The organism is Cellulosimicrobium composti (genome assembly GCF_009711085.1).
GTDB lineage: Bacteria > Actinomycetota > Actinomycetes > Actinomycetales > Cellulomonadaceae > Cellulosimicrobium > Cellulosimicrobium composti.
Genome location: NZ_WMKA01000011.1, coordinates 68,528 through 90,071, shown reverse-complemented (window position 1 = coordinate 90,071; position 21,544 = coordinate 68,528). Strand labels below are relative to the sequence as shown.

The window sequence follows — 21,544 nt, the reverse complement described above, 5'->3', positions numbered from 1 at the left end:
GCCTCTCAGATGCCCAGGACGAGGCACGACCGCATGGTCGGCGGGTCACGTCGGGGGGTCAGGTCACAGGACGAGCTCCGGTTGGAGCGTCGTGATCGTCCAGACGCGCCGACGGCGGGCCGCGAGCGCCGTGAGGCCCAGCGCACCGGCGAGCACGACGACGAGGACCGTCGCGTCGCGCGCGACCGTCGCCATGTTCCCGCCGTACAGGAGCTGGCGCAGGCCCTCCACGGCGTACGTCATGGGCAGGAACTGGTGCATCGAGCGCAGCGGCTGCGGGATCGTCTGCCAGGGGAACGTGCCGCCCGCGGTGACGAGCTGCACGAGCATGAGCACGAGGCCGAGGAACTGCCCCGCGGCGCCGAGCCACACGTTGAGCGCCTGGAGGATCGCGACGAACGTCGCGGACACGAGCACGAGGAACAGCGCCGTGCCGACGCCGTGCACGGGGTCGATGTCGAGCGCGAACTTCGTCACCGTGAACATCGCGGCGACCTGGAGCACGCCGATCGCGGCCGGGGTGAGCCACCCGCCGAGGGCGGTCGCGAGGCCCGACCGGCCCGCGGCCAGGGCACGCGTCGACAGCGGCCGCACGAGGAGGAACAGCACGTACGCCCCGATCCACGTCGCGAGCGAGAGGAAGAACGGCGCGAGCCCGCCGCCGTACGTGCCGGCGGAGGACAGCGCCTCGTTCGTCACGGACACCGGGTTGCCGATCGTCTCGGCCGTGTCCTGCCGGGTCTGCTCGTCGAGGTCCGGCACCTGGCCGAGGCCCTCGGCGAGCCCGTCGTGGAGCTGCGCGGCGCCGTCGGCGAGCTCGCCCGACCCGTCACGGAGCTGCGCCGTGCCGTCCGCGAGCGAGGTCGCGCCGTCGGACACCTGGCGCGTGCCGTCGGCGAGCCGGGAGACGCCGTCCACGAGCTGCGGGGTCGCCGCGGCGAGCTGACCGGTGCCGTCCGCGAGACGGTCCGCGCCGTCGGCCGCCGTCGCGATCCCGGCGGCGAGCTGCGGCGTGGCGGCGGCGAGACGCGCCGCGCCGTCGGACACCTGGCGCGCGCCGTCGGCGAGCCGGTCGAGCTCCCCCGACGCCGCGGTCACCTGGTCGACGGCGCCCTGGACCTGCGCGCGCCGCTCGTCGAGCACGGGGGCGACCTGGGCGCGCACCTCGTCGGCGGTGGCCTGGTCGAGGACGCCGTCGGCGACGAGCCGGTCGAGGCGCGCGTCGACGTCGTCGCGGGCCCCGTCGAGCGCGGGCAGCACGTCGGCCGCGGCGGCGGCGGCCTGGTCCCCGTACCGCGCGACCTGAGCGTTCCCGTCCGCGACCTGGGCCGCGCCGTCGGCGAGCTGCTGCGTCTGCGCGGGCAGCGACGACGTCGCGCCGCGGAGCGTGCCGAGCCCCGACGCCAGGGACGTGGCGCCGTCGTCGAGCCGCCCGACGGCGTCCGCGAGCGTGCCGGTGCTCGCGTCGAGCTGCGCGGCGCCGTCGGCGGCCTGCCCCGCGCCGTCGGCGAGGGTGCGGGCACCGTCGTCGGCGGTGACGAGGCCGTCGCGCAGCTGCGTCGCCCCGTCGAGGAGCCGGCCCGCGCCGTCCACGGCGTCGGCGAGGTTGGTGTGGATGGACGCGAAGCCCCGCAGGAACGTGTCCGCGGCCTCGGTGCCCACCTGCTCCGCGATCGAGTCGCGCACCTTCCCGACGATCTGGTCGGCGATGGTGCGCGCGAGGTAGTTGTTCGCGTCGTTGGTGACGAGCGTGAGGCTCGCCTGCTGCGGCTCGAACTCCCCCGCCGACGCGAGGTCCGCGGAGAACGTGGGGCCGATGACGAGCGCGGCGTCGTACCGCCCCGACCGCACGCCGTACTCCGCGTCGACCTGGCTCGTCTCGACCCAGCCGAAGCCGCCGTCGTCGAGGAGCTGGTCGGCCACGTCGCGCCCGAAGTCGCGCCGCGTCGTCGCGCCCGTCCGGGCGTCGGTGGTCGTCGTGCCCTCGTCGAGCACGACGAGCGCGGCGGGGACCTGGTCGAGCTTGTCGTACGGGTCGTGGTTCGCGAACAGGTACAGGCCCGCGTAGAGCGTGGGGATGAGCGCCATCGCGAGGATCGCGAGGCGCGGCAGCGTGCCGGCCGCGAGGCGGCGCAGCTCGGACAGCCCGAGGCGGATCGCGGTCATCGGTCCTCCTGAGGGTCGTCATCGGTGCGCACAGGTGCCGCCGCGACGGGCGGCGCGGGCGGCGGGGCGGGTCGCGCCCGCAGCGCGACGACGGGCGGCTCGTGCAGCGACCCGCCGCGCGCCGGGGGCAGGTCGGCGCCGAGGTCGCGCGCCGACGCGCGCGTGCACTGCACGAGGACGCCGTACCCGGCGCCCGCGAGGCTCTGCGCGACCTCCCACCAGCCCGACGGCTCCCCGCCGTGGCGGTCGGGCAGCGTGAGCACGAGGAACCGGACGTCCGGGTCCTCGGCCGCGAGCGCCGCGAGGAGCGCGGTCCGCACGACGCCGGGCACCTGGTCGAGCCGTCGGCCCCGGTCCGCGGTGAGCGAGTGCTCGGCGAGCCAGCGCGTCACGTCACGGCGCAGCGAGCGGCGGCCCGCGAGCGCGAGGCCCTCGGCGACGACGTCCGCGACGGTGAGCGCGTCGTCGGGCTCGCTCACGCCGGGGACGTCGACGACGGCGGTCACGGCGCGCAGGGACGCGGCGGTCCCCCGCGCGGGCTGCCCGCCGCGGCGCGACGGCGCGTGGGCGGGCACGATCCGGACCTCCCCGGCCGACGGGTCGAGCCGGCCGGTCGCGACGAGGGCCAGCGCGGTGTGGCCGTGCCCGGGCTCCCCGGCCACGAGCACGCACTCGCCCGTGGACCAGGCGAGGTCGACGGGCTCGAGCATGGGCTCGCGCCGCCCGTCGACGCGCACGTCGCTCAGCGTGATCTGCATCCGGCTCTCTCCATCCGCGCCCCGGCCTCCCGAGAACGCCGTTGACTCACGGTCAACAACGCTACGCCTCTTGTTGACTCGCGGTCAACAACGGCGTAGAACGGTGCCATGCCCCGCACGCCCTCCCCCGCCCGCGCGCCGCGCCACGACGGCCTCGTGCAGCACGACGGCGACCCCGCGCAGCGCGACGACGGCCCCGACGCCGCCCCGCGCCCGGGCTCCCGGCGCCGGCGCGAGCCCGCCGACCGCCGCCGCGAGCTCCTCGACGCCGCCGCACGGCACGCCGACGAGCACGGCCTCGACGCCCTCACGCCCGCGGGGGTCGCCGCGCGCGCCGGGGCGTCCAAGGCGCTCGTCTTCCACTACTTCGGCTCCACCGCCGGGCTGCGTCGCGCCGTCGCGCTCGAGGCCGTCGCCCAGCTCGAGGCGGCCGCCGTCGCTCCCGACGACCGGCCCCGGCCCGAGCGCCCGGCGCTCGCCGTCACCGCGTTCCTCGACGCCGTCGAGGCGCGGCGGCTCGTGTGGCAGGACCTGTGGCGCGGCGCGCTCGCCGACGACGAAGCCACCCAGGCCGCCCTCGCACGCGCCCGCGACCACCTCGTCCTGCGGCTGACCTCGACGGTGAGCGCGACCGACGACGCCCTGCCCGCCGCTCCGCGCCTGCGCCTCATCGCGGCGGGGTGGGTCGCGCTCGTCGAGAACGTCACCGCCGCGTGGCTCGCCGGGAGCGAGCTGTCGCGCGCGGAGGTCGAGCGGCTCGTCCTCGCGAGCGCCGTCGTGCTCGTGCCGGAGCTCCCCGAGCCCGCGCGCTCCGCCGTCCTCGCCACCGCCCGGGCGAACTCGGGCACGTCGGGCTAGCGTCAGCAGGACGGGCCGCGGACGAGATCGGGAGGCAGCGCATGCGCGTGGTGGTCGTCGGGGCGAGCGGGAACGTGGGCACGGCGGTGCTGCGCCGGCTCGCGACGGGACCCGTCGTGACATCCCTCGTGGCGGTCGCGCGCCGAGTGCCGCGCGCCGACGGGTCGAGCACCGTGCGCTTCCCCCACGACGCGGTGACGTGGCGGTACGCGGACGTCGCCGCCTCCGACGCGGACGCCCGGCTCGACGCCGCGTTCGCCGGAGCGGACGCCGTCGTGCACCTCGCGTGGGCGATCCAGCCGAGCCACGACCGCAAGCGCCTGCGCCGCGTCAACGTCGAGGGCACGCGGCAGGTGGTCGAGGCCGCCCGGCGCGCGGGCGTCGCGCACCTCGTGGTCGCGTCCTCGGTCGGCGCCTACTCCCCCGCCCCGTACGCGGGCGAGGCGCGGGACACCCCGGTGGTCGAGACCTGGCCCACGGAGGGCATCCCGGGCTCGTCGTACTCCGAGGACAAGGCGGCCGTCGAGGCGCTCCTCGACGGGGTCGAGCGCACGGGTGGGATCGTCGTCTCGCGCGTGCGCTCCGCGCTCGTGTTCCAGCGCGACGCCGCGTCCGAGATCACGCGCTACTTCCTCGGCCCGATCGGCGGCCGCGTGCTGCGGCGCTCGCCGCTGCCCGCCGTCCTGCTCCCCGAGGGCCTGCGACTGCAGGTCGTGCACGCGGAGGACGTCGCGGAGGCGTACGCGCGGATCGTCGTGGGCCGGCACCCCGGGCCGTTCAACGTGGCCCACCCCACGGTGCTCACGCCGCAGGACGTCGCGGACGTCGTCGCGGACGGCTCGCTGCGCACCGTCCCCTACGGGACCGCGCGCACGGCCGTGGCCGCCGCGTGGCGGGCCCGCCTCGTGCCCGTGGGCGAGGGCTGGCTCGACATGGCGATGCGGGTGCCCGTGCTCGACACGACGTTCGCCGCGGAGCTGCTGCGGTGGCACCCCGTCCACGGGGCGAAGGACACGCTCGCCGAGCTCGTCGACGGCATCCGCGCGGGCGCGGGGACGTCGTCGCCGCCGCTGGTGCCCCGCTGACCCGTCGAGCATGTGGTCCTGGCTCGTCCCACCACCGGGACGCTCCAGGACCACATGCTCGCGCGGACGGTCAGCTCTCGAGCGTGGCGTCCAGCGTGATCGTCGGGACGCTCGCGAGCGCCTTCGAGACGGGGCACGTGGCCTTGGCCTGCTCCGCCGCCTCCCGGAAGCCCGCCTCGTCGATGCCCTCGACCTCGCCCCGGACGGTCAGCGCGATCTGCGGGATCTGGAAGCCGCCGGCCGGGTCCGGCGCGAGCGTGACCTCCGCCGTGACCTCGAGGGAGACGGGCGTCGCGCCCGCCTCGCCGAGCAGCGCCGAGAACTGCATCGCGTAGCACGACGAGTGCGCGGCCGCGATGAGCTCCTCGGGGCTCGTGACGCCGCCCGCGTCGTCGGCGGCGCGGCGCGGGAAGGACACGTCGTACGTCCCGACCTTCGAGCTCGTGAGCTCGACCTGGCCCTGGCCGTCCTGGAGGCCGCCGTTCCAGGCGGTGCGTGCGATACGGGTGGGCATGCGAGATCTCCTTCGACGTCGTGGGTCCGGGAACGACCCGGTGGGTCGACCGTATCCCGCCGCACCAGGCCCCGCCGGGGCGGGATGCGTGAGGCCTGCGTCACGCGACGCCGTCAGCCGAGCGTGCCCGCCGGGCGGTAGACGACGGAGGACGCCTTGTTGTCGAACGAGCCGAGCGTCGCGCAGTGCGGCGTGCAGTTCTTCTTCGTCCCGCCGTAGCTGTAGGAGTCGTAGAGCGTCACCCAGCACCCGGCGTACGTCGTGGCCGACGACACGACGTTGTTCATGAGGAGGTTCGCCAGGTTGGGGAACCCGTACGTCGAGCCCGTGTAGCACCCGTTGGTGCCCGAACCGTAGAGCACCTTGGACGCGCCCTTGTAGCTCGCGTCGCGCCACAGCACCCCGAGCACGAGCGAGCTCGCCGCGGCCGCCGCGACCCGCTCGGCACCCGCGGTGCGCGGCGCCGCCGCGGCCGCGTTGAGCTCGGTGACGAGCCCCTCGACGTCGGCCCGGGTGGCTTCGGCGAGACGCGACGCCGCGACGTCGGAGCCCGAGACGAACTCGAGCGCCTCGGCGAGCGAGGCGAAGCACGTCTCGGGCGCGGGAGGCAGGGTGTCCGGGTCCTGCCCGGGCAGGAGCGGCTGGGCCTCGACGGCGCAGCTCTCGCCGGTCGAGACGCTCACGTCGCCCGCGGGGGCGACGACGTCCCGCACCCCCGTGACGGCCCGCAGGTCCGGCACGGACGCGAGGGCGGAGCCGGAGCCGACCGCGGTGAGGAGGAGGCCGCTCACGAGCGCGGCGGACAGGACGCGGAGCGAGGTTCTGGTCATGGCTCTCCTTCGGCGTGGCCACGCCCCGGGGAGTCCCCGTGGCCTGACGCGGGAAGGGGACTCCCGCAGGACGGCCGCGTCCTGCGACCCCGCCCGCATCCTAGAGCGCGGGCCGCGGGTTGTCCCCGCACGATCGGCCCGCGGCTGGGCACGGCGGCCGGTCGTTGGTTACCGTGCTCGGGTGGTCCCGGACCCACCAGGGCCGGGCCGCTCGGAAGGACCCATCCACGAACCCTTCGCCGAACCGGCTCTGCCGGGGAGATGAGTGTCGATGAAGCACCGTTCTCTACCCGTGTCATTGACCGCCGCCGCCGCGAGCCTCGCGGTCGTCGCGGCCGCCGCGGCTCCCGCCGCCGCGGACCCGCCGCCCGACCCCGGCAACGCCCTCGGCGCGCGGTCCGGCTCCACCCTCTCGCCCACCGACAAGGTCGCCCCCTCCCTCGCGACGGCGCGAGGCACCGTCACGGCGTTCGTCGAGCTCGACGCGCCGTCCGCCGTCGACCTGGCGGCCGAGGGCGCGAGCCCCGACGCGGTCGAGGCCAACGCCCAGGAGGTCGCGCAGCTCGCGGACGACGTCGTCCCGCAGCAGGCGACCGCCCGGAGCGCGGGCGCGCGCGACCCCCAGCAGGTGTCCGTGACGAGCACGCTCGTCGCGGGCGTCGTCGTCACGGGCGACGCCGACCGCGTGCGCGACCTCGCGCGCGACGACGCGGTCCGCACGGTCTACCGGATCATCCCCAAGAAGCCCGCGAACAAGGGCACCGACGTCTTCACGCGGGCGCTCGAGACGTGGCAGAGCACGGGCCTCACCGGCGAGGGCGTGCGCATCGGGATCATCGACACCGGCATCGACTACACGCACAAGGCGTTCGGCGGCCCCGGCACGCAGGAGGCGTTCGACGAGGCGTACGGCGAGCGCGGCACCGGCCCGGTGCCCGAGGGCACGTACGACGAGCTGAAGTTCCTCGGCGGGTACGACTTCGCCGGGTACGACTACGACGCGAGCGGCACCGTCCCCGGGACGACGCTCGTGCCCACGCCGGACGAGAACCCGATCGACTCGCTCGACTCGGTCGGCTCGGGCCACGGCTCGCACGTCGCCGGCACGACGGCGGCGTACGGCGTCACCGCGGACGGCGAGACGTTCGACGGCGACTACTCGACGCTGACGGACATCTCCGACTGGCAGGTCGGCCCGGGCTCCGCGCCCGAGGCGGGCCTGTACGCGCTCAAGGTGTTCGGCGACCTCGGCGGATCTACCGGCGTCGTCGTGGACGCGCTCGAGTGGGCGGCGGACCCGAACGGCGACGGCGACCTGTCCGACCGTCTCGACATCGTCAACCTCTCCCTCGGCTCGGACGGCTCCCCGGCCGACGACCCGGAGAACCTCTTCATCGACCAGCTCTCGCGCCTCGGCACGCTGTCCGTCATCGCGTCGGGCAACGCGGGCGACGTGACCGACGTCGGCGGCTCGCCCGGCAACGCGCGCTCCGCGCTGACGGTCGCGAACTCGGTCGGCGACACGCAGACGTTCGACGCCGTGCGCGTCGAGGCGCCCGACGAGCTCGCGGGCACCTACCCGGCGCAGAACTCGGTCGACTACGCGGGCGGCTCGGACGTGACCGCCCCGGTCGCGTTCGTCGCGGACGACTTCTCCGGCTGCCAGGCGTTCACGGCGGCGCAGGCGGCGGCCGTCCAGGGCAAGATCGCCTACCTGTACTGGGACGACAACGACGCGACGCGCGCGTGCGGCAGCGCCGCGCGGTTCAACAACGCGCAGGCCGCGGGCGCGGTCGGCGTGCTGCTGTCCTCCGAGCTGCCGTCGTTCGTCGCGGGCATCGCGGGCAACGCCGGGATCCCCGGCGCGCAGCTCACGGGCGCGAGCCACGACACGCTGTACCCGGCGATCGAGGCGGGCGAGGTGACGATGACCATCGGGCCGTCGCTCGCGCTGTCGTCGTTCGTGTCGATCCCGGAGATCGGCGACACGCTCAACAGCGGGTCGTCGCGCGGCGTGCACGGCTCGCTCGGCGTCGCCAAGCCCGACGTCGCTGCCCCCGGCACGGGCATCGCGTCCGTCGCGTCCGGTCACCTCGACGGCGCGAGCATCAAGTCGGGCACGTCGATGGCGACGCCGCACGTCGCGGGCATCGCGGCGCTCGTCAAGGAGGCCCACCCGGGCTGGGCGCCGGCCGAGGTCAAGGCGTCCGTCATGAACACCGCGACGCACGACGTGTTCACCGGGCCGTCGGGCACCGGGACCGCCTACGGCCCCGAGCGCGTGGGCTCCGGCCGCGTGGACGCCGTCGACGCGGCGGCGAACACGACCCTCGCGTACGCGTCGCAGGACTCCGACCAGGTGTCCGTCGCGTTCGGCGTCGTGCCGGTCGGCGCGGACACGGTGACGGTGCGCAAGACCGTCACGGTGCAGAACACGGGCGACACGTCGCGCACGTTCGCGACGAGCTTCGCGCAGTCCAGCACGGCGGGCGGCGCGACCGTCACCGTCACGCCGGCGACGGTGACCGTCCCGGCGGGCCAGCGGCAGGTCGTCACGGTGACGCTCACGGCGGACCCCGCGACGCTCGCCAAGGACCTCGACCCGACGTCCTCGGACGACTCGGGCCTCGGCGTCCCGCGCGACTTCGTGTCCTCCGTCAGCGGGCGCGTCGTGCTCACCCCGACCGACGGCGGCACCGCGCTGCGCGTGCCGGTCCAGGCGTCGCCGAAGCTCGTGAGCGACCTGACGGCCGCTCCCGTCGAGTTCGCCGGGGCGTCGGCCACGGCCGAGCTCGACCTCGAGGGCCGCGGCGTGGACTCGGGCGGGTGGACGTCGATCGTCGCGCCGTTCGAGCTCAAGACGACGAGCCCGCGCCTCGAGGCGGACGCCGCGGTCGGCGCGTCGCCCACGGCGATCGCGGCGGCCGACGTGCGCGCGGTCGGGTTCGCGTCCACCGCGCCGCAGGAGGCCGCGGCCGGGGGCGACCCCGCCGACGGCGTCATCGGCATCGGCGTCGCGATGGACGGGGAGTGGGCGAGCCTCGGCTCGGTCTCGATCCCGGCGGTCGAGGTCGACGTCGACTCCGACGGCTCGGCCGACTTCGAGGTCGCGGCCCTCAAGTACAGCAGCGAGACGGACCTGACCCTCGCGGCGACGTTCACCCTCAAGGACTGGACGGCGCCCGACGGCACCGAGTACGAGGCGGGCGACAACGTCGACCTCCAGCCGATCAACTCCGTGTGGGGCGACGTGGACACCTCGGTGTTCGACAACAACGTCGTCGTCATCCCGGTGGGCATCGGCTCGCTCGGCATCGAGGAGGGCGACGTCCCGACGTTCCAGGTCCTCACGTACTCGCCGTACTCGCAGTCGGCCGACCAGCTCGTGGACGCGAGCGAGACCTTCACGGCCGACCCGTACGACCCGGACTACTGGTTCGAGGGCGGCGGCCAGCTGCTGTACGTCGGCGCGGACGACGCCCCGCTGACCGTCCACCGGTCCGAGGCCGCGGCGGAGGCGGGCAGCGGGAAGCTCCTGCTGCTGCACCTGCACAACGCGACGCCGACGAAGCGCTGGCAGACCGTGGACGTCACGTCGTCCGGCGCCGTCGTCACCGCGACGGTCACGGCCGAGGCGCGCTGCCTCGGCAACAAGGCCCACGTCGCGGTGCGCGTGCTCAACGAGTCCGGCGCCAAGGCCGACGTCGTGGTCACCACGCCGTACGGCGACAAGACGTTCCCGAACGTCAAGGACGGCAAGAACGCCTACCAGTCCTTCTCGTCGCGCGCCGCGTCGTTCGACGCGGGCTCGGTGACCGCCACTCTCACCGCCGAGATCGACGGCGAGGAGGTCACGACGACCTACGACGCCGACTACGAGGCGCTGAGCTGCTCGTGACGGCCGTCTGAGCAACGGCCACGACGGCGCCCGGTCCGCACGGACCGGGCGCCGTCGTGCGTCCCGGCACCGGCGCTCGCCGCGCGCTCCGCGCGAGAGGCTCCTAGCCTGGGCTGGTCTCGTCCCGACCCGCGCGCGAAGGCAGGGGGCCCGCATGCCCGGACACCGCAGGCACCGGAGCGTCCTCACCGGGCGCTTCTCGAAGGACGCCGACCACGACTTCGAGATCCGCACCGTCCTCGGCGGCGCCGCGAGCGGCGCGGCGGATGTCGGCGAGGTCCTGGCGGCCGTGGCCGACGTCGGCACCGACCACCGCACGTGGTTCCGCGCGTGGGACGCCCTCGGCGACCGTGTCGCCGCCACCGGGGAGGCGTGCGCGGCGCGCGGGCACCGCGTGAGCGCCGCGTCGGCGTACCTGCGCGCGTCGGCGTACCTCGCGGTCGCCGTGAACGCCGTCGCCGGGCTCGACGACGACGCCGTGCTCGTGCCGACGTTCCGCAAGCACCGCGCGGCCTGGGACCGCTGGGTCGACCTCGTGGACCTCGACGTCGAGCGCGTCGCGCTCCCCTACGAGGGCACCACGCTCCCGGGGTACTTCTTCCGCGCCCCGGGCGACGGCGGGGCACGGCGGCCCGTGGTCGTCGCCGTCAACGGGTCGGACGGGTCGCTCACGTCGCTGTGGCCGGCGTGCGTCGCGGGCGCGCTGCGACGCGGCTACCACGCGCTCGCGTTCGACGGGCCCGGTCAGCAGTCGATGCTCTTCGAGCAGGGGGTCCCGTTCCGCCCGGACTTCGAGGCCGTCCTCACACCGGTGCTCGACGCCGTCGTGGCGCGCCCCGACGTCGACCCCGACCGCGTCGCGGTGTACGGGATCAGCCAGGCCGGGTACTGGGTCACGCGCGCGCTCGCGTTCGAGCACCGGCCCGCGGCGGCCGTCGTCGACCCGGGCGTCGTCGACGTCGCCGCCTCGTGGGAGCGCGAGCTGCCGAAGAGCCTGCTCGCGCACCTCGACGCGGGCGACGACCACGCGTTCGACCGCGACATGGAGCTCGGCCTGCGCCTGTCGAAGGACGCGGCGCGCACGTGGCGGTTCCGCGCGCGCCCTTACGGCGACGTCGGCGGGTACGCCGCGACGCTGCGCGAGGTGCGCCGCTACGACGTCGCGGACGTCGCGGGCCGGGTCACGACCCCGCTGCTCGTCACGAGCCCCGAGGACGAGCAGTTCTGGCCCGGCCAGTCCGAGCGCCTCGCCGGCCTCGTGCCGGGCGCGACGCTCGTGACGTTCAGCGACGCCGAGGGCGCGAGCGGGCACTGCGAGCCGCTCGCGCGGGCCCTCGTCGAGCAGCGGATGTTCGACTGGCTCGACGAGCGCCTCGCGCCGTAGCGCGCGGGCCGCGACCGGCCCGCGCGCCCGCCGTCAGACCCGGGCGCCGAGCCCCTGCAGCTCCAGCACGAGGCCCTTGACCGCCGCCGCCGGGACCTGACCCGCGCCGCTCTCCACGACGCCCGCGACCGACGCGGGCACCTCCGCGTCGGAGCACAGCACGAGCGGGGTGTCGGCCGCGGAGTCGGGCAGCCGCCCGTGCGACCCCTTCACGTACGACGCGTCGAGCGGCACCGTGCTCATCGCGTACCGCAGGCCCACCTTCTTCTTCACGAGGTTGAGGCCGGCCTTCGCCTTGGCGAGCCGGTCCGCCGGGTCGAAGAACAGCTCGGCGGGGTCGTAGCCCGGCTTGCGGTGGATGTCGACGCCGCGCGCGTACTCGGGCGCGCGGTCGTCGTCGAGCCAGAAGTAGTACGTGAACCACGCCCCCGGCTCCGCCACGACGACGAGGTCGCCCGACCGCTCGTGGTCGAGCCCGTAGCGGGCCTGCGCCTCGCGGTCGAGCACCTCGTCCACGCCCGGGACGCCGCGCAGGAGGTCCGCGACGCGCCGCTGCAGCGCCGGGTCCTGCTGGTCCCCCAGGTAGACGTGCGCGACCTGGTGGTCCGCCACGGCGAACGCGCGCGACGTCCACGGGTCGAGCTGCTCCTTGCCGTCCTGCACGTAGACCTCGAGCAGGCCCTCGCGGCGCAGGATGCGGTTGAGGTGCACGGGCCGGTCGACGTCCGCGATGCCGTACTCCGAGACCACGAGGACGGTCACGCCCTGGTTCGCCGCGTCGTCGAGCAGCGGCGCGAGGGTCGCGTCGAGCTCGGCCGCGGCCGCGTCCGCCTGCGGCGCGTTCGGGCCGAACCGCTGCAGGTCGTAGTCGAGGTGCGGGACGTACGCCATCGTCAGGTCGGGCGCGTGCGTGCGCAGCACGTGGCGCGTCGCGTCGACGATCCAGCGCGACGAGCTGATGTCCGCCGTCGGGCCCCAGTACGTGAACAGCGGGAACTCGCCGAACCGGCCGACGAGGTCGTCGTGGAGCGCCGGCGGGCGCACGTACGCGTCCGGCGACTTGCGCCCGTCCGCGTGGTAGATCGGGCGCGGCGTGACCGTGACGTCCGTCGTCATGCCCATCGCGTACCACCAGCAGACGTTCGCCGACGAGTACTCGCGCCGCGCGCGGCGCGCGGTCTCCCACAGCTTCTCGCCCTCGACGAGCCGGTTGTGCTGACGCCACAGGTAGACGTCGCCGAGCTCGCGGAAGTACCACCCGTTGCCGACGATCCCGTGCTCGGCGGGGCTGAGCCCCGTGAGCATCGTCGACTGGACGCTGCACGTCACGGCGGGCAGCACCGTCGCGAGCTCGGCCTGCCAGCCGCTCGCGGCGAGCTGGCGCAGGCGCGGCATGTGCGCGAGCGCGGTCGACGTGAGCCCGACGACGTCGAGCAGCAGCACGGGCTTCATGCGGTCCTCCTGGTGGTCTGGCTCTCGTGCCCGGTGGGCAGGTGGGTCGTCGCCCAGCGCAGCTCCGCCGCGATGCCGGCGACGAGCGAGTCGGTCGCGGCACCCTCGGGCAGCACGGCCCACGTGTACGTCTCGACGTCGAGGTGCGCCTCGTCGCCGTGCGGTGCCGCGAGGACGGCGTCGACCGCGTCGCGCAGCACGTCGGTCGTCGCCGCGAGCGGCGCGGCGGGCTCGTGGTGCAGCGGCACGTGGAAGTGCACGCGCCACGGCCCCGCCGCGGGCAGCGCGCCGCCGAGCGCGTCCGGCAGGTCGTCCGCGGGCAGCGGGTCGCCCGACGCCGTGAGCTCGCGCACCTGGTGGATGTAGCGCTTCTCGGCGAACGCGCCGACGGCGGCGCGCGCGGCCGGGTCGAGCGGGTCCTCGACGTGCAGCGCCGCCGACGCCTGGACCTTGACGACGCGCAGGCCCGCGTCGGTGATGCGGCGCACCGTCGCGGCCGTCCCCGCGCGGCGGTCCGCGAAGGACACGGCGAGGTGGCACGTGTCGAGGCACACGCCCACGTGCTCGGGGTCGATCCGCCGCTCGTCCGGCACGTCCGGCCCGGTGCGCGCCGCGAGCCAGCCCACGACGTCGTCGACCGTGTCGAGCACGCAGCCGGGCTCCGGCTCGACCGCGACCCGCACGACCTTCCCCGTGCGCTCGCGCAGGTCCCGCAGCCCCGCGCCGAGCGCGGCGAACGCGCGCGTCGCGGCCTCGTCCTCCGCGGGCGACCACGGCTCGCGCCACGCGAGCGGGAGGGTCGAGATCGAGCCCGCGACGCCGTCGGGCAGGAGGTCGGCCAGGACCTCGGCGCACTCGAGCGTGTACGCGAGCCGCTCGGGCTGCGCCCACGTGGGCGTGTACACGTCGAGCTTGACGACGTCCGCGTGGAACCCGCCGTAGGGGAACGCGTTGAGCGTGTGGACCTGCAGGCCCCGCTCGTCGAGCACGGCGCGCAGCCACGCCCGGTCCGCGGGCGACCCGGCGAGCCGGTGCGCGAGCGTCGCGGGCATCCACAGCCCCACGCCGAGGACGTCGAGTCCCGCCGCCTCGCGGACGGGGCCCGCGTACGTGACGAGCTGGTCGACGACCCCGTCGAGGTCCTCGGCCGGGTGGACGTTGGTGCAGTACGAGAGCAGCACGATGGGAGCCCGCCCGCCTACGCGCGCACGCCGCGCAGCACGGAGGAGCCCTCGAACTCGACCCCCGGCGTCGGCAGGTCGCCCTCGACGAACCCCGGCACCGGGTCGAGCACGAGGTTGCCGGACTGGCCGTAGAACTCGACGGGGTTGCGCCACAGCACCTTGTCCACGTCGTCGTCGGTGAACCCGGCCGCGAGCATCGCGCGCCCCGTCTTGAGGGTCTTGAGCGGGTCGGAGCGGCCCCAGTCCGCCGCGGAGTTGACGATCATCCGGTCCGTGCCGTGCTCCTGGAGGATCGCGACCATGCGGTCCTCGTCCATCTTCGTGTCCGGGTAGATGGAGAACCCGGCCCACGCCCCGGCGTCGAGCACGAGCGTCACGTTCGTCTCGTTGAGGTGGTCGACGAGCACGTGCTCGGACGGCACCCCGGACTCGCGCACGACGTCGAGCGTGCGGCGCGTCCCGGCGAGCTTGTCGCGGTGCGGGGTGTGCACGAGCACCGGGAGGTCCACGTCGCGCGCCATCTGGAGCTGGCGCGCGAACACCTCGTCCTCCTCGGGCGTCATCGAGTCGTACCCGACCTCGCCGACCGCGACGACGCCGTCCTTGAGCAGGTAGCGCGGGATCTCGTCGAGCACCTCGCGGCAGCGCGCGTCGTTCGCCTCCTTCGGGTTGAGCGCGATCGTCGCGTGGTGCCGGATGCCGAACTGCGCCGCCCGGAACCGCTCCCAGCCCAGCAGGGAGTCGAAGTAGTCGAGGAACGACCCCACGTTCGTGCGCGGCTGGCCGAGCCAGAACGCCGGCTCGACGAGCGCGCGCACGCCCGCGGCGTACAGCGCCTCGTAGTCGTCCGTGGTCCGACTGGTCATGTGGATGTGGGGGTCGAAGATGCGCATCAGGCGGTCCTCCCGGTGGTGACGTCAGGGGCGAGGCGGGCGACGTCGTCGGGCACGACGCGGCCCGCGGCGCGGCGCTCCGCGGCGAAGTCGCGCGCCATGCGCGCGAGCTCGTCGTCCGCGCGGTCGTCGAGCCCGGCGACGGCGTCGAGGCTCACGCCCATGAACACGAGCTTGAGCACCGCGTGACGCCACGCGTGCTGGTCGAGGTGCGCGGCCGCGAACGGCCCGACGGCCGCCGCGACGAGGCTCTGGTCGTTGGTGCGCAGCGCGTCGGCCGCGAGGTCGCGCCCGACCGCCACGACGGACGTCGCCCCCTCGCCCGCGAGCGAGCCGCGCTCGGCGAGCGCGTCGAGGCCGCGCAGCACGCCGCGCCGCTCGGCGGTGTCGCCGTGCTGGTAGAGGTCCGCGAGACGCGCGCCGAGCGCCGCGTCGCCGTCGGCGCCCAGGGCGTCGGCGAGCGCGACGACGAGTGCGGCCCGCGCCGCGTCGTCGACCGTCCCGTGGACGATCCCGGCAGGGTCGACGTCCGGGCGCAGCGGCGCGCGCCCGACCTTGCGGCCGGCGAGCGCGAACGCGCGCGACACGGACGCCGGGTCCTGCCCGACGGCGGCACGCGCCTCGGCGAGCCAGCGCTCGCCGTCGCTCGTGGCCCCGTCCGCCGGGCGGGCGTCGGGGCGGGTGGTCTCGGTCATGGCACCTCCTGGGGGTGGTGGGGGCGGTCGTCCCAGGCGCGCTGCAGCGCTGTCATGCTGCGGTGCGCGAGCCCCGGGGCGTCGTAGGAGTGGCGGGGCAGCTCGACGGCCGCGACGCCCGTGTACCCGACGTCGGCGAGCGTCGCGAGCACGAGCGGCAGGTCGATCCCGCCCTCGCCGAACGGGCGGTGCTCGTGATGCGTGCGCGGCATGTCGTCGAGCTGCACGTTCGCGAGGTACGGCGCCGCGGCGCGCAGCGCGCCGACCACGCCGTCCGGCTCGACGACGAGGCAGTGCCCCACGTCGACCGTGATCCCGAGCTCGGCAGGACCGCCGAGCTCGTCGCGCAGGCGCAGCGCGTCGCCGACCGTCTCGACGAGCATCCCCGGCTCGGGCTCCAGCGAGATCCGGACGCCGAGCGCGCGGGCCTCCTCGACGAGCTCGGGCAGGCGGTCGCGCAGGAGCGCCCAGCCCTCTTCGGGCGACGTGCCCTCGGGCAGCACGCCCGAGAAGAACGAGACGCACTCCGCGTCGAGCGCCGCGGCGATCTCGATCGCGCGCCGCAGGAACCGCATCCGCGCGTCCGCCTCCGCGTCCACGAGGGTCGGACGGTGCTTGCGGTACGGGTCGAGGAGGAACCGGGTGCCCGTCTCGACGACGACCCGCATCCCGGCGCCGCCGTGCAGCGTCCCGAGGCGTGCGCGCAGCGCGTCCACGTGCTCGCCCCACCCCTCGACGAACGGGTCGAGGTGGGGGAAGCCGAGCGTGAGCGCGACCGCGCCGTAGCCCTCGTGGTCGAGCACGTCGAGCGCGACGTCGAGCGGGTGGTCCGTGAAGCCGTTGGTGCCGTACCCGAGCGTGAACGGCATCGCGCCGCCGGCCCCCGCGCTCACGTCTCGCTCATCTCGGCCCGCCCCGGACGGCGGCCGGCACGGCGCAGCAGCCGCCCCGCGACCTCGACACCCGCGAGCGCCGCGACCGACACCAGGCTGCCGCCGCGCGCGGCCCACGCCGCCTGCAGCGGGACCATCGCCCGGATCCCGGCCTTCGTGGCCGCGAACGCGTTGCCCGCGGACGGCGTGATCGCGGCGTCGACCTGCCGGGGCAGGGCCGTCGCGACGTACGCCGCCGCGGCGGCGAGGCCCGCCACCGCCGTCGCGACGCCCGGGCCGCCTCCGGCGCTCGCGCGCCCGCGGCGCAGCGCTCCCGCGCCGACGACGGCGCCACCCACCGCGGTCGCGGCGGCGACGCCCGTGGCGAGCGACGACGTCGTGCCGTGCACCTCGCCGCGCGACACGAGCGTCACGCCCGCGGTGTGCACCGCGAGCCCCGCCGCCGCGGGCAGCGCGGCCCGCAGCCGGCCGACGCCGGCTCCCATGAGCACGTCGAGCCCGCGGCACGCCGCCATGACGACGGGACCGGCCGCGTGCTCCTTGGCGACCGTGTCGTACGTCCACACGCTCGCGGCGAGCGGCACGGCCACCGCGAGGGCGCGCGCGCCCCCGCCCGCCGCGGCGAGCCCCACCCCGGCGGCCGTGAGCCCGACCGCGACCTGGAGCGCGCGCTGCTCGGTGACGCGCCCCGACGGGATCGGCCGCTCGGGCCGCTCCACCGCGTCGAGGTCCCGGTCCGCGTAGTCGTTGAGCGCCATGCCGCCCGCGTAGAGGCACGCCGACGCCAACGGCAGCAGCGCACGGCGCGGCGTGACCCGGTGACCGGCGGCGGCGGCGCCCGCAAGGGTGTCACCGACCACCGAGAGGACCGCGGGAGCGCGGACGAGGTCCAGGTGGTCGCGGAGCGTGCCCGTCATGGCCGCTCGGTCGCGGCGGACGCGACGCGGGCGCTCGCCTCGCGGACCCAGTCGGCGAGCGCGACGGTCTGCGCGGCGAAGTCGTGCACGTCGCTCCCCCACGGGTCCTTGAAGAAGAACCCGAGCTCCGCGACCGGGCCCGCGCAGCCTGCGGCGTCGGCGAGCGCGAGGAGGCGGGCGAGGTCGAGCACGAGCGGGGCGGCGAGCATCGAGTCGTAGGCCGACCACGTCGTCTGGAGCGTGAGGCGCGAGCCGAGGAAGCCCTCGACGTGCACGTGGTCCCACGCGACCTTGATGTCGCCGAGGTCCGGCACGTTGTCGATGTGCAGGGGCGTGACGTCGCTGCCCGTGAGGTCCTGCAGCCCGCGCGACTTCGACGCGAGCTTGCTCTGCACGGCCTCCGGGTCGGCGAGGGTCGCGCCGTCGCCGCCGCCGAGCAGGTTCGCGCCCGCCCACGACAGCACGCGCAGGCCGCGGGCCGCGAACGCGGGAGCCAGGATCGTGCGCAGCCACGTCTGGCCCGTCTTGCCGTCCTGGCCCGCGACGGGCACGCCGCGCTCCGCGGCGAGCTCGAGGAGCGCCGGCACGTGCATGCTCGCGGACGGCGTGAACTCGGCGAACGGGGCGCCCGCGAGGAGCGCGGCGTACGCCGTCACGGAGCTCGGCGGGAGCACGGCGCGGTCCGGGTCCGCGAGCGCCGCCCGCAGGAGGCCGAGGTCGGAGAGCTCCGGCGCGGGCTCGGGCAGCGGCTCCGTCGAGACGAGGTCCACGACGACGACGCGCGCGAGACCGTGGCGCTCGCGGAAGTCCACGATGTCCTGCGCGAGCCGCTCCGCGGCCGCCTGCTGCGACTCGCGCGGCGACCCCTCGGCCGGGTGCGCGGTGTAGCCCGGGCGCACCTCGGCGTCCGCGCGCTCGAGCGCGGCGTGCGCGGTGGTGAGCAGGCGCGGCGCGATCATCCCGGCCTCGACGAGCAGCTCGGCGCGCTTGACCATCGAGACGTCGGAGATGTCGTGGCCCCCCACGACGAGGTCGCCGAACGCCGGGAGCGGTGCGGACGCGAACGGCTCGGACACCGTGACGCACCCCGTCGGCGCCGCACGCCCGTCGGCGATGGCGGCGAGCCCGAGCGTCGCGGTGGTCGCGACCGAGCCGCGGGCGCCGACGAGCCAGAGCCCCGTGCGCGCGTCGGGGGCCGGACGGTCTGACGAGCCGTCAGAGGCGAAGTGGTGCATCGTTGCTCCCGTTCCGACGGCGGACGCCGGGGCGCCGCCGATACGACGACGATGGCCTCCCTGCCACCGCCGGACCGCGCACCCGGGAGAGGGCATGTGAACGCTCTCCGACCCGGTGGCGCCCGGTCTGCTGCGACCCTAGTCACACTTTTGTCGAGGGTCAATCAAAAGCACGCCTACTTTCGCGACCCACGACACTTGCAGACTGCAAAAGACCAGCGCACGCCCGGATCAGCCTACGTCCGCGCCCGAACGTGGCTCGCGCTACTGCCGAGGCGGCCCCACGACACGCGGCGTGCAGGCACGGACGACCACGGGGACGCCGACACCCACGCCCCGACACAGGCGACGCGACGACGAGGCGGCGGGGAGGCACGACGACCACGAGGACGCCGACACCCACGCCCCGACACAGGCGACGCGACGACGAGGCGGCGGGGAGGCACGACGACCACGAGGACGCCGACACCCACGCCCCGACACAGGCGACGCGACGACGAGGCGGCGGGGAGGCACGACGACCACGAGGACGCCGACACCCACGCCCCGACACAGGCGACGCGACGACGAGGCGGCGGGGAGGGACGACGACGCCGGGTCGTGGTGGGTCTGGCGGGAGCCCGCGAGGGACGAGCGGGCGGATGGAAGACCCGGCGTCGTCGTCCCGGACCGCTGCCGGAAGGCGACCGCTCGTTCCCCGACGACGGCCGACGAACCGCGTGACGCTCAGCCGGCAGGCGCGAAGTCGAGCTGCTCGTCGACGACCGCGACGACGGACCACGCGTTGCCCTCAGCGTCCGACAGCTCGTACGCGGGCAGCAGCACCGCCGCGCCGTCGGGCTGGTACTGGACGGCGAGGCCGAGCCGCGCGTCGGTGATCGTCACGTCGGTGACGGGCCACGCGAAGCGTGCGCCCTCGCCGAGCGTGGGCGGCACGGTGGGCTCCTCGGGCTCGACGGCCATCTGCTCGAGCGTGCTCTCGCGCGCCCACGCGATCATGCCCCCGCCGCCGAACCGCGGGTCGCCGAGCCGCTCGACGGCCTCGGCGGGGCTCACGACGTCGTAGGTGCCGATCTCGACGCGCGGGGCGAGGGCCCCGTAGAGCGAGGCGAGGCCGGCGCCGGAGAAGGTCGCGCTCCACTGCGTGCCGGTGCGCTGCCCGTCGACGACCTCGTGCGCGGTGACGGTGGTGGCGCGCGGAGCCTCGACGTCGGGGGCCTGCTCGTCGGCGACGACCTCGTACCCGGCGGGGTCGAGGCCGAGCGTGGCGAGCACGTCGCGGAGCTGCTCGACGGCGTCCGCGCCGCTCGGCGGGGCGCCGTGGTCGGCCTCCTCGCACACGCCGGGCTCGACGCTCTCGCCCCCGCCGTCGCCGTCCGCCGGCGCGGGCGACACGACGACGCAGCCCCACGGGTCCTTGGTCGGGTCGTTGAAGCTGACGCTCGCGAGGCCGTCGGGCTGGAGCGAGACCGTGGGCCCGGTCCAGTCGGCCGACCCGGCGGAGAGCGACCCGTAGTCCTCGCGCACCTCGCCGTCGACGCCGAGGGCGTCCGCGACGCGGAGCAGCGTCTCGGGCGCGAACACGCCGGCCGCGTCGTAGGCCCAGGCCGACGCGCTCGCACCCTCGGTGGGGAGCCCGTCCTGGTGGAACACGGTACGGCCGCCCCAGTACCCGGGGTAGGCGACGTCGGCCGCCGACCGTGCGTCACCCGCGAAGCTCTCCGCCCCGGCACCGTCCGCCGCGGCGGGCGCGTCCGCGGTGCCGAGCTGGATGGGCGCGCGCGCCGTGAGCTCCGACGTGTCCCCCGCGGGCGAGGCTCCGACGGCGCCGGCGCCGAGCGCGTACCCGCCGGCACCGACGACGAGCACGCCCGCGACGGCGGCGGCGACCTGGAGCGGCGCGCGGCGACGGCGGCGCGCGCGGCGCTCGGCGAGCTCGTCGACCGGTGCACCAGAGGGTACGCCGGTGTCGGCGGGCGGGGACGCCGGTGCGCCGGGGGTCGCCGTCGCGCCGGCGAACGCCTCGGGGACGCGCGTGCGGACAGCGGCCTCCAGGGCCTCGGTGTCCGGGTCGAGGCCCGCCGCGGGGTCGGCGGCGCGCAGCCGCTCGAGGGCCGCGTCGTCGGGCTGCTCGGGGGTGTGGGTGGTCATCTCGCCCTCCAGGTACCGCAGGGGCCGCGCCGCGGGCGCGGCCGGTCGGGTCTACCCCTGTTGTGTGCTCAGGCGCCCTGCTCTTGCGCGACCGAGGCCTGCTCGGCCCACGCGGCGCGCAGGCGCGACCGCGCGCGGGACAGCGCGGCGTCCGCGCCGCCGCGCGACGTGCCGAGCACGGCGGCGAGGTCGTCTCCCCCGAGTCCCTCCCACGCGTGCAGGAGCAGGATCCGCCGGTCGCGGTCCGACAGCCCGGCGAGCGCGCGCCGCACCTCGTCGTCCTGCACGACGACGTGCTCGACGTCGGCGCCGTCGTCCGGCTGCTCGGGCAGCTCGGCGACGGGCACGGCGCGGGCCTTGCGCCGGTGGTTGGCGAGCACGAACCCGGCGGTGCGGTAGAGCCACGGGAGCTCGGCGCCGTCGGGCACGTCGTCGCGGCGGCGCCACGCGGTCGCGAGGACCTCGGCGGTGAGGTCCTCGGCGTCGGGTCCGACGGCGCCGGCCGCGCTCGGCAGGCGGCGGCGGAAGTAGCGGTGCACGGGCGTCGCGTGCGCGGCGAAGAGCGCGGCGAACCAGGCCTCGTCGTGGACGGCGGCGTCGGTGCCCTCGTCGGTCGTCACGGCGGCTCCTC

17 protein-coding genes are annotated in these 21,544 nt (G+C 75.9%); 4 read left to right on the top strand and 13 right to left on the bottom strand.

From position 1 onward, the window contains the following. Positions 1-63: 63 nt before the first annotated feature. Together GJV82_RS07125 and GJV82_RS07120 are read right to left on the bottom strand one after the other, a co-directional pair. Positions 64-2,166, bottom strand: coding sequence for a YhgE/Pip domain-containing protein (locus tag GJV82_RS07125; protein WP_155098740.1), 2,103 nt, complete (start codon positions 2,164-2,166; stop codon positions 64-66). Then, positions 2,163-2,924, bottom strand: a complete 762-nt coding sequence (locus GJV82_RS07120) for an ABC transporter ATP-binding protein (protein WP_155098739.1) — start codon at positions 2,922-2,924, stop codon at positions 2,163-2,165. Before GJV82_RS07120 ends, GJV82_RS07125 begins: the two co-directional genes overlap by 4 nt. A gap of 108 nt (positions 2,925-3,032) precedes the next feature. Between GJV82_RS07120 and GJV82_RS07115 the strand changes: the two genes are divergently transcribed. Then, positions 3,033-3,782 (top strand): TetR/AcrR family transcriptional regulator, encoded by a 750-nt coding sequence (locus GJV82_RS07115; RefSeq protein WP_155098738.1) that lies wholly within the window; start codon positions 3,033-3,035, stop codon positions 3,780-3,782. 41 nt (positions 3,783-3,823) lie between these two features. Then, the gene (locus tag GJV82_RS07110) at positions 3,824-4,867 is read left to right on the top strand and encodes an NAD-dependent epimerase/dehydratase family protein (protein WP_155098737.1); all 1,044 of its coding nucleotides are present in this window, start codon (positions 3,824-3,826) and stop codon (positions 4,865-4,867) included. 70 nt (positions 4,868-4,937) lie between these two features. Here the strand turns inward: GJV82_RS07110 and GJV82_RS07105 are convergent, their stop codons facing one another. Both GJV82_RS07105 and GJV82_RS07100 read right to left on the bottom strand, forming a co-directional pair. Next, positions 4,938-5,381, bottom strand: coding sequence for an OsmC family peroxiredoxin (locus GJV82_RS07105; protein ID WP_115943217.1), 444 nt, complete (start codon positions 5,379-5,381; stop codon positions 4,938-4,940). 113 nt (positions 5,382-5,494) lie between these two features. After that, positions 5,495-6,211, bottom strand: a complete 717-nt coding sequence (locus tag GJV82_RS07100; RefSeq protein WP_024842052.1) for a hypothetical protein — start codon at positions 6,209-6,211, stop codon at positions 5,495-5,497. A gap of 292 nt (positions 6,212-6,503) precedes the next feature. Here GJV82_RS07100 and GJV82_RS07095 point away from each other — a divergent pair, with 292 nt between their 5' ends. Together GJV82_RS07095 and GJV82_RS07090 are read left to right on the top strand one after the other, a co-directional pair. Further along, complete coding sequence (locus GJV82_RS07095; RefSeq protein WP_155098736.1) at positions 6,504-10,109, top strand: S8 family peptidase; 3,606 nt, start codon at positions 6,504-6,506, stop codon at positions 10,107-10,109. A 154-nt stretch (positions 10,110-10,263) separates the two neighbouring features. Further along, on the top strand, positions 10,264-11,493 hold the full coding sequence (locus GJV82_RS07090) for an alpha/beta hydrolase family protein (RefSeq protein ID WP_155098735.1): 1,230 nt from the start codon (positions 10,264-10,266) through the stop codon (positions 11,491-11,493). Between the two features lie 33 nt (positions 11,494-11,526). Here GJV82_RS07090 and GJV82_RS07085 read toward each other — a convergent pair whose 3' ends face one another. The 9 genes from GJV82_RS07085 to GJV82_RS07050 all read right to left on the bottom strand — a co-directional run bounded on the left by GJV82_RS07085 (position 11,527) and on the right by GJV82_RS07050 (position 21,533). Further along, on the bottom strand, positions 11,527-12,945 hold the full coding sequence (locus tag GJV82_RS07085; protein WP_155098734.1) for an alkaline phosphatase family protein: 1,419 nt from the start codon (positions 12,943-12,945) through the stop codon (positions 11,527-11,529). Then, complete coding sequence (eboE, locus tag GJV82_RS07080; protein ID WP_318657386.1) at positions 12,942-14,126, bottom strand: metabolite traffic protein EboE; 1,185 nt, start codon at positions 14,124-14,126, stop codon at positions 12,942-12,944. Before eboE ends, GJV82_RS07085 begins: the two co-directional genes overlap by 4 nt. Positions 14,127-14,143: 17 nt before the next feature. Continuing rightward, positions 14,144-15,022: a TatD family hydrolase gene (locus GJV82_RS07075; protein WP_155098733.1), complete on the bottom strand. Its 879-nt coding sequence runs from the start codon at positions 15,020-15,022 to the stop codon at positions 14,144-14,146. Beyond that, complete coding sequence (locus GJV82_RS19400) at positions 15,022-15,717, bottom strand: EboA domain-containing protein (protein ID WP_196217198.1); 696 nt, start codon at positions 15,715-15,717, stop codon at positions 15,022-15,024. The genes GJV82_RS07075 and GJV82_RS19400 overlap by 1 nt, the downstream gene beginning before the upstream one ends. Beyond that, a complete protein-coding gene (locus GJV82_RS19395; protein ID WP_318657385.1) occupies positions 15,714-16,610 on the bottom strand; it encodes a sugar phosphate isomerase/epimerase family protein in 897 nt (298 codons plus the stop codon). The genes GJV82_RS19400 and GJV82_RS19395 overlap by 4 nt, the downstream gene beginning before the upstream one ends. Then, positions 16,607-17,527, bottom strand: a complete 921-nt coding sequence (locus GJV82_RS07065) for an SCO3242 family prenyltransferase (protein ID WP_024842046.1) — start codon at positions 17,525-17,527, stop codon at positions 16,607-16,609. Before GJV82_RS07065 ends, GJV82_RS19395 begins: the two co-directional genes overlap by 4 nt. Next, positions 17,524-18,762 carry an inositol-3-phosphate synthase gene (locus GJV82_RS07060; protein WP_024842045.1) on the bottom strand — a complete coding sequence of 413 codons (1,239 nt, stop codon included), beginning with the start codon at positions 18,760-18,762 and terminating at the stop codon, positions 17,524-17,526. Before GJV82_RS07060 ends, GJV82_RS07065 begins: the two co-directional genes overlap by 4 nt. A 726-nt stretch (positions 18,763-19,488) precedes the next feature. Continuing rightward, positions 19,489-20,913, bottom strand: coding sequence for a hypothetical protein (locus GJV82_RS07055; RefSeq protein WP_155098732.1), 1,425 nt, complete (start codon positions 20,911-20,913; stop codon positions 19,489-19,491). A gap of 68 nt (positions 20,914-20,981) precedes the next feature. Next, positions 20,982-21,533, bottom strand: a complete 552-nt coding sequence (locus tag GJV82_RS07050; protein ID WP_318657384.1) for an RNA polymerase sigma factor — start codon at positions 21,531-21,533, stop codon at positions 20,982-20,984. Between the last annotated feature and the right edge of the window lie 11 nt (positions 21,534-21,544).